Origin of the sequence: Actinoplanes auranticolor (assembly GCF_018332655.1) — a bacterium.
Lineage (GTDB): Bacteria > Actinomycetota > Actinomycetes > Mycobacteriales > Micromonosporaceae > Actinoplanes > Actinoplanes auranticolor.
Genome location: NZ_BOQL01000045.1, coordinates 33,224 through 44,636, shown reverse-complemented (window position 1 = coordinate 44,636; position 11,413 = coordinate 33,224). Strand labels below are relative to the sequence as shown.

Below are 11,413 nucleotides of genomic sequence, written 5' to 3'. Positions count from 1 at the left end.
CATTGGCGGCGGCCCACCCCGCCAGGTGAGCCGCCGCCGGTCCGCGGGGTGCTTCAGCCGTTCATGAGCTGGAGCATCTGCTTGATCTGGTCGGCCCGCGACGCCTTGACCCGGTCCGCGAAGGCCCTGGTCTCGGCGTTGCTGCCCTTGGTCGTCACCAGCTGGGCCATCTCCACCGCGTTGTGCTGGTGGGCGACGAACAGGTTCAGGAACGCCGTCTCGAACGCCGCGCCCTTCGCCTTCTTCAGAGCCGCGATCTCCTCGTCCCCGGTCGCCGGGAGGCCGCCGTGGTCGGCGTGGGCGCTCGGGGCGTGGTCCACCTCGGTCGGGGCCGACCACTGCTTCAGCCAGCCGGTCATCAGCTCGACCTCGTCGGCCTGGGTGACGTCGATGGCCTTGGCCAGGGTACGGATCTCGGGCCGCCCGGCGCGCTCCTCGGCGAGGCGGACCATCTCCAGGCCCTGCTCGTGGTGGGCCACCATCATCTGCAGGTACATCACGTCGGTGTCGTTGTGGCCGCCCTCGGCCTGCACCGCCGCCTGGGCCGCCGCGACCTCGGTCACCGGCGCTTCCTTGGCCGTGCCGCAGGCGCCGAGCAGCAGGGCGCCTGCCATCAGGACTGTCGCGTAGCGGTACTTCACAGCGGCAGCCAGAGGGCGAGGGTGTAGATCGACGGCTCCCAGCTGCGGATGGCCGAGTGCGACTGGCGGCACTGGTAGGTCTTGCCCTCGTAGGTCACCTTGTCGCCGGTCCGGTACGCGACGCCCGGCGCCCACGCGGCACCGCTCTCGCCGATCGGTACGGCCGGGGCCGAGGTGCGGGTCGGGGCGGTGGTCGTCGGCGCGGTGGTCGGCGCGCTCGTCGTCGGTGCCGTCGTGGGCGCCTTCGTCGTCGGTGCGGTGGTGGGCGTCGTACCGCCGGAGCCGCCGCTGCTGCCGCCCACGTTGAGGTCGATGCAGCTGTAGAACGCGTTCACCGTGTCACCGATGTTCCAGACCGCGAGCACCTTCTGCTTGCCCGGGAACGCGCTCAGGTCGATGTTGTGGGTGACTACCGCATCCGGCTGGGCGTTGCCGCCGTCGACCGTGGCGACCTTCTTGTCGCCGATGAAGTACTCCCAGTTGCTGGTGCGGTGGCGGGCCGTCATCACCCAGGTGAAGGTGACCGTGGAGCCGACCGCCTTGGCCGGCCAGTTGCGGCTCTCGTCGGACAGCACCGAGAAGCCGGCCACGCCGCCGTCACACGAGCGGAGCCCCTTGGGACCCTCGACGCTCTGCGGCTCGAACTGGATCTGCCCGCAGTTGGCGACCGCGCCGGACGCGCACAGGGCCTGCCGGCTCGGCGGGGCGGAGACGTAGCCGTGCGCGAGGGCGGGCGCGGCACCGACCAGTGTCGAGCCGAGGGCTCCGAGTGCCACCAGCGGATAAGCGATGGACCTGCGCATCGTCTTGGTCTCCCAACGTGTCGAGCGGTGCGGACAGCGGGAAACGTAACGAGGCTTTCCATAAAGAAGCCTTAAAGGCATCGGAAACAATCATGAAGCGGTGCCGCGCCGGCGACGACCCGCCGGGCGCGGGGCGACCACGGCCCGCTCCCCTTCCGGTACGGGCAGCAGCATCGCGATCCGCGCCCCACCCAGCGGACCGCGCTCGATCACCAGCCGCCCACCGGCCGCCTCGGCGACCCGGCGCACGATGTCCAGACCCAGCCCGGACGAGCCGGCCCCGCTGACCCCGCGGCGCACCGCGGCGGCCGGATCGCTGATCCCCGGCCCGGCGTCGTCCACGACCACGCCCGCCTCGGACACGGTGACCCGGAAGGCCACCCCCTCCGGCGTGTGCGCGAAGACGTTGCCGAGCAGGGCGTCGACGGCCAGGATCAGCTCACTGCGCGGCAGCGGCACCGGTACGGGGTGGTCACCACCCACCACCTGCCAGGGCCGCGCCTGGTCCTCGGCCAGCGCCGACCAGAAGGCCAGCCGCTCGGCCAGCACCTCGACCAGGTCGGACTGCTGCGCGCCCCGGGCCTCGACGCCGAGCCGCGCCCCCGCGATGATCGCCTCGAGCTCCTCGTCGAGCATGTCGCACGCCTGGCGCATCCGGTCCGCGATCAGCCCGGGCGGCATCGTCTCGGCGTCCAGCCGCAACGCGGTCAGCGGTGTCCGCAGCCGGTGCGACAGGTCGGCCGCGAGCTCACGTTCCGCGTCCAGCAGCCGGCGCAGGTCGCCGGCCATCGTGTTGAAGGCCGCGGCGGCGTCCCGCAGCTCCGGGGGCCCGGACGGGGTGACCCGGGCGGTGAGCTCCCCCGCGCCGAGGCGGCGGCTGGAGCCGGCCAGGTCCCGGGTCGCGCGCACCAGCCGGCTGCCGAGCCGGTCGGCCACCAGCACCGAGCCGGCCACCAGGACGATGGCCAGGCCACCGAGCGCGAACCAGGCCGGCCACACCCCGCGACTCATCTCCGCCTCGGGCACGTAGACCTCGATGACCACCGCCCGGCCGTCGCTGAGCACGCTGGGCTGCAGGTAGGCGACCCCGCCGGCCGCGGGGGCGGTCACCGGCCGCCGGTAGGAGGTCGCCGAGGCGACGTCAGCGCCGGTCACGTGGGTGGCCCCGACCGGCGCGATGCCGGGGAGGTGCACCGCGAGCCGGCCGGCGCTGCCGGCCACCGTGCTGGCGACGGCGCTGGTCAGCAGCTTGGGATCGGCGTCCACGGCGAGCGCGGCGACCATGGCCGCGGCCTGCTGGCGGGCGTCGCCGATGGCCCGGTCGTGGGCGATCTGCCGGGTCGCGAAGGTGAGCGGCACCAGGAACGACAGCGCCACCATCGACGTGATGGCCAGCGCCAGCCGGTTCAGTTCCCACCTCACTGCGGATCGACCATCATCACTCCGACTCCGCGCACGGTGTGCAGGAATCGCGGGGCGGCCGCCGTCTCGCCGAGTTTGCGGCGCAGCCAGGAGATGTGCACGTCGATGGTCTGCTCCTCGCCGATCCGGGACTGGTTCCACACCTCGGTCAGCAACTCGCGCCGGCTGACCACCTGCCCGACCCGCTCGGCCAGATAGGTGAGCACGTCGAACTCGCGGCGGGTCAGCTGCAGCGGCTTGCCGTGCAGCGACGCCCGGCGCTGCCGGGGACTGATCACCAGCTCACCCACGGTGATGGTGTTGGGCGTGGTGTCGGCCGCCGCCCGGGTACGCCGCAGCACCGCCTCGATCCGCGCCAGGATGTGCCCGCCGGAGAACGGCTTGGTCACGTAGTCGTCGGCGCCGGCGCTGAGCAGCGTGATGATGTCGGCCTCGGCCCGCCGCGCGGTGGCCACGATGACCGGCACCTCGGAGACCTGCCGCATCATCCGCAGGGCGTCCGTGCCGTCGATGTCGGGCAGGCCCAGGTCGAGGATGACCAGATCGGGCCGTTCCGCGGTGAGGATCCTGAGCGCCTCCGTCGCCTGACCGACCGGCCGGACCACGTGCCCCGCGTCGGACAACGCCCGGGTCAGGGCGGCCGTGATGTTCCGATCGTCCTCGACCAGCAGAATCAGCGCCATGGCGACACCCTAGAACCAAGTGGGATCATGGTCTCGTGCGATCTCCCCTGGCTCCCGTGCTCGGCTGGTGTGCCGCGACCGTCACCAGCGTGGCGCTGGCCTCGGTGGCCATGCTGCCCGTGCTGCGCACCGCGACGCCGGACGAGAGCGCGCTCGTCTCGGTGGACCAGTTGCGCGACTCCGGCCAGGCCGGGCCCTCGCCGCTGCCGCCGCCCAGCACGTCCCCCACCGCGCAGCCCGAGCCGGAGCCCAGCGCCACGACCACCCGGACGCGGAAGCCGACCTCAGAGCCGGCCCGCACCTCGGCCACCCCGTCCCCGTCGCGGACGACGACCACCACCACCCCGGCCGAGAGCACCACCACGACCGAGGACGGCTGGACGGTGACCACGGACGGCGACGGCAGCAAGTCGTACGTGCGCTCGTTCCGGGTCGAGGGCGGCTCGGCGGTGATCCGGGTGACCGAGGACAACGTCAAGGTGGTCACCGCGACGCCCAGCGACGGCTACTCGGTGGCGACGGTGCAGAACAGCCCGGACAACCTCGCGGTCTACTTCAACGAGGTCAACCACAGCTTCATCATCCATGTGGCCTGGAACGTCAACAAACCGTTCGCCGAGGTCAGCGAGATCGGCGAGTAGCAGGAGCAGCGGCGGGCTCGGGCAAGGAATTCGCATGGGTTTTCCGCAGCGGGTGAGCTCAAGCGCAGACGACCTGGACGCCCGCGTCGCGGAAGCCGGCCAGCAGTTCCTCCGGCGCCCCGGAGTCGGTGACCAGCGTCTCGACCTTGCTGATCGGGCAGATCCGGGCGAAGGCGTGGCCGCCGAGCTTGGACGAGTCGGCGATCACCACGACCCGCTTGGCCCGGGCCACCATCAGGCTGTTCATCGCCGCCTCGCCCTCGTGGTGCGCCGCCGCGCCGAGCTCGACGTCGAGCGCGTCCACCCCGAGCAGCACGATGTCCAGCGTGACCTCCTTGAGCAGCGCCCCGCCCAGCGGGCCGACCAGCTCGAAGGACTGCGGGCGGACCACGCCACCGGCCACGACGATCTTCATCCGGGAGCGGACCAGCAGCTCGTTGGCGATGTTCAGCGCGTTGGTGACCACGGTCAGCTGGGCGCCGTCCCCGCTGGTGTTGAGGTCGGGGCGGACCGCCAGGGCCCGGGCCACCTCGGTCATCGTGGTGCCGCCGTTGAGCCCGACCACGGTGCCCGGCACCACCAGGTTGGCCGCCGCCTCGCCGATGCGCTGCTTCTCGGCCGAGTGCTTGGCGCTCTTGTAGCGCAGCGGCAGGTCGTAGGAGACGCCGTTGGCGACCGCGCCGCCCCGGGTCCGGGTGATCATCTGCTGCTGCGCGAGCTGGTCGAAGTCGCGACGGATGGTGGCCTGCGAGACCTCGAGCCGGCCGGCGGCGTCCTCGACGCTGACCCGGCCGCTCTCGGCCAGTAACTCGAGCAGGGCATTCCACCGCGCGTACCGGTCCACCCGAGCTCCCTGCTGCACGTTTCGTGATAAGAGTGTGCACATTAGTGCGCGAAACCTCACGAAGCAAAGAGCGTGCCTGCTCGAACACGCTCCGGTGGTTGCGGATGCGCAGACCTTCCACGCAGAATGACGCTCGAAATACCGGTGAACCGAGCGCATCTGCGCAGGCGATTGTAGGGAAAACTGCCATGAGTCACGTCAAGGTGGAGATCGCCAGCCAGCCCGACTGCTGGCTGCAGGCCGCCAAACTCGCCGATTCCCCCGGCCTGCCCGGTAAGGGCGAGCGGGTCGCGGTCGTGGGTTGCGGCACCTCCTGGTTCATGGCGAAGGCCTACGCCGCCCTGCGGGAGCAGTCCGCCCTCGGCGAGACCGACGCCTTCCAGGCCTCCGAGTTCCCCCTCGGCCGCAGCTACGACCGGGTCGTCGCGATCACCCGTTCCGGCACGACCACCGAGGTCATCGAGCTGCTGGACGCGCTGGACGGCCGGACGCCGACCACCGTGATCACCGCCGACGGCGCCGAGCCGGCCGCCGCGGTGGCCAGGGACGCGGTGGTGCTGGACTTCGCCGACGAGCTCTCCGTCGTGCAGACCCGGTTCGCCACCAGCACCCTGGCGATGCTCCGGGCCCACCTGGGCGTCGACATCGAGCCGATCGCCGCCGACGCCGAGGTCGCCGTCCGCCTGCCGCTGCCGGTGCACCCCGCGCTGGCCCAGCAGATCACCTTCCTCGGCCGCGGCTGGACCATCGGCCTGGCCGAGGAGGCCGCCCTCAAGTGCCGCGAGGCCGCGATGTGGTGGGCCGAGGCGTACCCGGCGATGGACTACCGGCACGGACCCATCTCGATCGCCGGTCCCGGCCGGGTGGTCTGGGCCTTCGGCGAGATCCCGACCGGCCTGGCCGACGACGTGGAGGCGACCGGCGCCGCGTTCGTGCACAGCCGCTACAACGGTGGCTACGCCGCACTCGGCAGCTGGTGCGGCGGCCGGGCCCCGCTCGACCCGATGGCCGACCTGGTCGTGGCCCAGCGCGTCGCCGTGCTGCTCGCCACCAGCCAGGGACTCGACCCCGACCACCCGCGCAACCTGACCCGCTCGGTCGTCCTCACGTGAGCGCCCGCCCCGGCCCGCGCGGCGAGAGGTAACACCGTGAGCAACGACGTCGTGGTGGCGCTGGATGTCGGCGGCACCGGCATGAAGTGCGCCCTGGTGCGCCCGGACGGCACGGTGCACCACGCCGAGCGGCACCCGACGCTCGCGGCCCGGGGACCCGAGGCGGTCACCGCGAACATCCTCGACATCGCGGCCGGCCTGGCCGACCGGGCCCGCGCGGACGGGCTGACCCCGGTCGCCGCCGGTGTCGCGGTTCCCGGCGTGGTCGACGAGGAGACCGGCACCGCCGTCTGGTCCAGCAACGTGGGCTTCCGCGACGTACCGCTGCGGGCTCTGGTCTCGGACCGCCTGGGGGTGCCCGCCGCGCTCGGCCACGACGTCCGCGTCGGCGGCATGGCCGAGGCCCGCCTCGGCGCGGGCCGCGCGGAGCGGCACGTGCTCTTCATCGCCATCGGCACCGGCATCGCCGCCGCCCACGTGGTCGACGGCAAGGCCTTCGCGGGCGCGCACGGCGCGGCCGGCGAGGTGGGCCACGTCATCGTGCGCCCGGGCGGCCCCCCGTGCGGCTGCGGCGCCCGCGGCTGCCTCGAATCGGTGGCCTCGGCGTCCGCGGTCGGCCGGCGCTACGTGGAGCTCTCCGGCGTCCCCGGCGTCACCGCCTCCGACGTGGTCGCCCGCGCGGCCGCCGGCGAGGAACTGGCGAAGTCCGTCTGGACCGAGGCGGTCGAGGCGTTCGCGGACGGCCTGCTCACCGCGCAGGCGCTGTACGACGCCGGGATCGTGGTGCTCGGCGGCGGGCTGGCCGAATCCGGCGAGGCACTGCTCGCCCCGCTGCGGATCGCCCTGGACGCCCGGATCACCTTCCACCGGATGCCGCGGATCGTGCGCGCGGCCCTCGGCGACACCGCGGGCTGCCTCGGCGCGGCCCTGCTGGCCCTCGACACCCTGGAGGCACCCTCTTGACGGAAACGATCAGCGGCCGCGTCGTCCGGCCCGGGGCAGTGGTCCCCGGGTCCGTCGAAGTGGACGGGCCGACGATTCTGGACGTCACGGAACGAGGCCACCCGGGCGACGACATCATCGTCCCGGGCTTCGTGGACCTGCACTGCCACGGCGGCGGCGGACACACGTTCACCCGGGGCGACGCCGAGGCGGCCCGGGCGGCGGCGGCCTTCCACCTGCGGCACGGCACCACGACGACGCTGGCCAGCCTGGTCAGCTCCCCGTACGAGCTGATGCGCGACGCCACGGCGGCCTACCTGCCGCTGGTGGCCGACGGCACGATCGCCGGGGTGCACTACGAGGGGCCGTACCTGTCCCACACCCGCTGCGGCGCGCAGAACCCGGCCTTCCTGCGCGATCCGTCGCTGGAGGAACTGACCGCCCTGGTCGAACTGGGCGAAGGCGCGGTGCGCATGGTCACCGTCGCCCCCGAACTGCCCGGCGCCCTGGCCGCCGTCGAGTTCCTGACCGGCCACGGCGTGGTCGCCGCGCTGGGACACACCGATGCGACGTACGAGCAGACCCTGGCCGGCATCGCGGCCGGCGCGACCGTCGGCACCCACCTGTGCAACGGCATGCGCCCGGCCCACCACCGCGAACCGGGCCCGATCGTCGCTCTGCTGGACTCACCCTCGATCGTCTGCGAACTGGTCGCCGACGGCATCCACCTGCACGACGGCATGCTGCGCTTCGCGGCCCACGCAGCCGGACCGGACCGCACGGCGCTGGTCACGGACGCGATGGACGCGGCCGGGATGCCGGACGGCCGGTACGAACTGGGCGGCCAGGAGGTGACGGTCGCCGACCGGGTGGCCCGGCTGGCCCGGGACGGCTCGATCGCGGGCAGCACGCTGACCATGGACGCGGCCTTCCGGCAGGCGGTGGGCGCGGGGCTGGACCTGCCGGCGGCGGCGGAGATGGCGGCGACGACACCGGCCCGGGTGCTGGGCCTGGCCGACGAGGTGGGGGCGCTGGAGGCCGGACTGCGAGCCGACCTGGTGGTGCTGGCCCCGGACCTGACGGTCAAACGGGTCATGCGCGCCGGCGCCTGGCTGTAGGCAATGGCCGAAAGACGAAGGTCATGATTGCGGTACTGCCTACGCTGTACCCATGGATGTCGATACGATGTGGGCGATCATCGGATCGACCGCAGGTGTCGCAAGTGTTGTGGCGACGATTGCTGTCGCGGCCGTCGACCGGAGAAGCAGTCGGCGGCGTTCCGATCGGGCCTCCCGCGCGGCCGAGACATCGACCGCCCAGAGCCAGATCGCTGATCCAATCGATGCGAGAGCGATTCCGAGACAGCTTCCCCCGCCGATGCGCAAGATCGTCGGGCGGGAGCCGGAGATCGCAACGCTGAACAGCCACATTGCCGAGCCGGCCAGAGCCGGATACATCTTCGTTCTGAGCGGCGTCGCCGGCGTCGGAAAGACTGCCCTGGCGACCGATTGGGCCCACCGGATATCGGATCGGTTTCCTGACGGGCAGATCTACCTCGATCTGAAGGGGTTCGGAGAGGACGTCCAACCACTCGACCCATCGGGTGCCCTCGGTCGCCTGCTGCGACTTCTGCGAATTCCGGCCGAGCACATCCCGGCCGACAAGGACGAGCGGGCCAGCCTCTACCGGCGCGTGCTGGCGGAGCGGCGCATTCTCGTAGTCCTCGACAACGCCCATGACGCCGCGCAGATTCGACCCCTCCTGCCTGGCGCGCCGGCTTCGGTCACCATCATCACCGGTCGAGATCCGCTCCACAGTCTGGTCATTCACGACGGTGCCGTTCCGGTAATTCTGGATGTGCTGGACGAGTCCGACTCTCTCGAGCTGCTGTACAGCCGGATCGGAAGGGTCGCGGAGGATTTCGAATCAGCAGATGCAGTAGATCTCGTGCGGCACACCGGCGGGCTCCCGCTTGCTCTCGCCATTGTCGCGGCCCGCATCCAGTCGCATACCGGAGCCTCGATCACCGAACTGGCCGGCGAAGTCCGCCGCGAGCGCAGCGGCCTTGATCTTCTTGACCTCGGTGAAGCCGAAACCAGTTTTCGGGCGGTCGTCTCTCCTTCGTATCGTGCTCTGAGTGGAGAAACCGCCCGATTGTTCCGCTTGTTCGGAGTCTCCTCGTGTTTCGACCTCAGCTGGCAGACCGCAGCGAATCTCCTTGGCACGGACAAGTCCGGGTCCCATGCCGCGCTGCAGGAGTTGGGACGGCACTCGCTCGTACAGGAGCGCGCACCTGGACGTTTCCGTAGTCACGACCTGGTGCGTGCCTACGCCGCCGAACTGGCGTCCGCCGGGCAGAGTCACCAGGACGACGACTCGATGCGACGCCTCAGGGATTACTACCTTCGGAGCGGACTTCTCGCCGATCACAAACTCAATCCGCCACGGAAGCAGATTTCCCCGGCCGGTCCGCAGGCCGCCTCGTGGATCTCCCAGCCCGCCGACTACGGCGCCGCACGTGAATGGTTCGAGGCCGAGCACGACAACATCGTCGCGATCCTCAACCAGTGCCAAGTGTTCGGACTTCACGACATGGTCTGGCAGCTGGCCTGGACGCTGGTCACCTTCTATGACCGCCAGGGCAGGTGGCATGAGCAGGTCGACACCCAACGGCTGGCTCTCGCCTCGGCCGAGGCGTTGGGCAGCATCGAAGCCCGGGCGGTGGTTCACCGCCTGCTGGGCCAGGCATACGGCTGGCTCGGACGGCACCCAGAGGCAGTCGATCATTGCGAGAAAGCACTGACGCTGTACCAGTCGTTGAACGATTTGAACGGGTGCGCCCGTACGCACTACACGCTCGGCTGGGCCTTCGGTGAACGCCGGAACGACTATTCAACGGCCCTGATCCACGCCCAGTGCGCGTTGGAGATCTACACCGCCCTCGGCGACAGTGCTTGGCAAGCCCGGACCCTGAACTCCGTCGGTTGGTATCAGGCGCAGTTAAGCATGTACCGAGAGGCGCTTCTGACGTGCGACAAGGCGATCGATGTCTTCAGGCGGCTTCCCGATCCCGACCGGCACGGTGAGGCCGACACCCTGGACAGCCTCGGTTACGTCTATCACCAACTGGGAGATCACGACCGCGCCAGACAGCTCTACGAGGACGCGCTCCACCTCTGGAGACTGCAGGGAAACTCGTACTACGAGGCGGACACGCTCCACCACCTCGGCGACACGTTGCTTGCCGGTGAGGATCACCGACGGGCATCCGAGTCGTGGCGGCGGGCGCTCGACATTCTGGAGAGAATCGGCCACCCCGAGTCCGGCATGCTGCGCGAGAAACTGCGTTCGGTCAGCTGAACCAGGTCACTGCACGGGGAACGGCCGGCCCAACGGTCGCTTCTCGAGGTCGTTCACGACTTTCCGGCAGTCGATGTTGTGCGAGTTGTACGGGTTGCCCTGCAACGCCTCGAAGAGGGGGCGGTCGCCGTGCAGCTGGTCCGCCTCGTTGTGGCAGGTCAGCCGGAACTCCACCTTCGACTGCGGGATGCGCATGATGTAGCGGGTGTCGGCGTGCAGGACCGTCACCCACTCCTCGTTCTCGTCGATCGGGTAGCCGACGAAGCGGTGCGCGGTATCGATGGTCAGTTCGTTGTCGCGCAGCTGCTTGTTCTGGGTGGACACCACCACCGGATCCGAAACCTGGAAGGCCTGGGCCGAGACCCACGGGACGTCGAGGCTGAAGAGGAAGAGGCCGGCCATCGCGCCGGCGCCCAGGTAGACGATGGACAGCCCCTGCAGGCCGGACAGGATCCGGCGGCGCCGGCGGCCGACCTCGCCGGCCAGGTCCGCCCACACCCGCCGGTACCGCCGGATCACCATCTCCACCCAGATCGCCACCATCAGCAGGGCGAACCCGCGCACCAGGTAGGTCAGCGGTGAGGCCAGCGCCGTCAGGGTCGCGACGATCACGATCAGGGGCCACAGGGCCGGCCGGATCCGGTCGCGGAACATGACGGCGAACCAGGCCGTGCCGAGCGCGACGGCCGGCAGCACGTAGTACGCGTAGATCGTCACCGTCCCCAGTGCCACCTGGCTCGGCGTCGCGACGAGCAGTGCGGTGGTGGTCGTGAGCGAATAGCGGGCGACCCCGTACGACTTGATGATGAACAGCAGCAGCAGGAGCGCCGATCCCACCGCGACCACGTCCCGGAATTCCGGGCCCGACCGGCTGTCAGGATCGCGACGCAGCCTCGGGCGAGGACGGGAGACGACTGCTGCCGGGTGGTCGACGGGGCGGGAATGGCGTCGCGACGTCCTGGGAA

General features: G+C 70.9%; 11 protein-coding genes. 5 read left to right on the top strand and 6 right to left on the bottom strand.

Annotated features, from left to right (window positions below):
* Positions 1–53: 53 nt before the first annotated feature.
* The 4 genes from Aau02nite_RS28245 to Aau02nite_RS28230 all read right to left on the bottom strand — a co-directional run bounded on the left by Aau02nite_RS28245 (position 54) and on the right by Aau02nite_RS28230 (position 3,549).
* On the bottom strand, positions 54–614 hold the full coding sequence (locus Aau02nite_RS28245; protein WP_212991648.1) for a DUF305 domain-containing protein: 561 nt from the start codon (positions 612–614) through the stop codon (positions 54–56).
* Between the two features lie 23 nt (positions 615–637).
* Positions 638–1,444, bottom strand: coding sequence for a lytic polysaccharide monooxygenase (locus Aau02nite_RS28240; protein ID WP_212991627.1), 807 nt, complete (start codon positions 1,442–1,444; stop codon positions 638–640).
* A gap of 90 nt (positions 1,445–1,534) precedes the next feature.
* Entirely contained in the window at positions 1,535–2,866 is a 1,332-nt protein-coding gene (locus tag Aau02nite_RS28235) for a sensor histidine kinase (protein ID WP_212991626.1), read from the bottom strand.
* Positions 2,863–3,549 (bottom strand): response regulator transcription factor, encoded by a 687-nt coding sequence (locus Aau02nite_RS28230; RefSeq protein WP_212991625.1) that lies wholly within the window; start codon positions 3,547–3,549, stop codon positions 2,863–2,865. Before Aau02nite_RS28230 ends, Aau02nite_RS28235 begins: the two co-directional genes overlap by 4 nt.
* 110 nt (positions 3,550–3,659) lie before the next feature.
* Here Aau02nite_RS28230 and Aau02nite_RS28225 point away from each other — a divergent pair, with 110 nt between their 5' ends.
* Positions 3,660–4,190 carry a DNA mismatch repair protein MutL gene (locus Aau02nite_RS28225; protein WP_246595505.1) on the top strand — a complete coding sequence of 177 codons (531 nt, stop codon included), beginning with the start codon at positions 3,660–3,662 and terminating at the stop codon, positions 4,188–4,190.
* Between the two features lie 58 nt (positions 4,191–4,248).
* Here Aau02nite_RS28225 and Aau02nite_RS28220 read toward each other — a convergent pair whose 3' ends face one another.
* Complete coding sequence (locus Aau02nite_RS28220) at positions 4,249–5,034, bottom strand: DeoR/GlpR family DNA-binding transcription regulator (protein ID WP_212991623.1); 786 nt, start codon at positions 5,032–5,034, stop codon at positions 4,249–4,251.
* Positions 5,035–5,222: 188 nt separating this feature from the next.
* Here Aau02nite_RS28220 and Aau02nite_RS28215 point away from each other — a divergent pair, with 188 nt between their 5' ends.
* The 4 genes from Aau02nite_RS28215 to Aau02nite_RS28200 are packed head-to-tail and all read left to right on the top strand — an operon-like array spanning position 5,223 to position 10,448.
* Positions 5,223–6,146 (top strand): SIS domain-containing protein, encoded by a 924-nt coding sequence (locus Aau02nite_RS28215; protein ID WP_212991622.1) that lies wholly within the window; start codon positions 5,223–5,225, stop codon positions 6,144–6,146.
* Between the two features lie 36 nt (positions 6,147–6,182).
* Entirely contained in the window at positions 6,183–7,109 is a 927-nt protein-coding gene (locus tag Aau02nite_RS28210) for an ROK family protein (protein ID WP_212991621.1), read from the top strand.
* Positions 7,106–8,206, top strand: coding sequence for an N-acetylglucosamine-6-phosphate deacetylase (nagA, locus tag Aau02nite_RS28205; RefSeq protein ID WP_212991620.1), 1,101 nt, complete (start codon positions 7,106–7,108; stop codon positions 8,204–8,206). The genes Aau02nite_RS28210 and nagA overlap by 4 nt, the downstream gene beginning before the upstream one ends.
* Before the next feature lie 52 nt (positions 8,207–8,258).
* Positions 8,259–10,448, top strand: coding sequence for an ATP-binding protein (locus tag Aau02nite_RS28200; protein WP_212991619.1), 2,190 nt, complete (start codon positions 8,259–8,261; stop codon positions 10,446–10,448).
* Positions 10,449–10,454: 6 nt separating this feature from the next.
* Here Aau02nite_RS28200 and Aau02nite_RS28195 read toward each other — a convergent pair whose 3' ends face one another.
* Complete coding sequence (locus Aau02nite_RS28195; RefSeq protein WP_212991618.1) at positions 10,455–11,285, bottom strand: hypothetical protein; 831 nt, start codon at positions 11,283–11,285, stop codon at positions 10,455–10,457.
* Positions 11,286–11,413 lie beyond the last annotated feature (128 nt).

Excerpts from the sequence above, each read along its gene's own strand:
- Aau02nite_RS28225 (WP_246595505.1), top strand. The coding sequence starts at position 3,660 with ATGCTGCCCGTGCTGCGCACCGCGACGCCGGACGAGAGCGCGCTCGTC.
- Aau02nite_RS28200 (WP_212991619.1), top strand. The coding sequence starts at position 8,259 with ATGGATGTCGATACGATGTGGGCGATCATCGGATCGACCGCAGGTGTC.
- Aau02nite_RS28240 (WP_212991627.1), bottom strand. The coding sequence starts at position 1,444 with ATGCGCAGGTCCATCGCTTATCCGCTGGTGGCACTCGGAGCCCTCGGC.
- Aau02nite_RS28215 (WP_212991622.1), top strand. The coding sequence starts at position 5,223 with ATGAGTCACGTCAAGGTGGAGATCGCCAGCCAGCCCGACTGCTGGCTG.
- Aau02nite_RS28245 (WP_212991648.1), bottom strand. The coding sequence starts at position 614 with ATGGCAGGCGCCCTGCTGCTCGGCGCCTGCGGCACGGCCAAGGAAGCG.
- Aau02nite_RS28230 (WP_212991625.1), bottom strand. The coding sequence starts at position 3,549 with ATGGCGCTGATTCTGCTGGTCGAGGACGATCGGAACATCACGGCCGCC.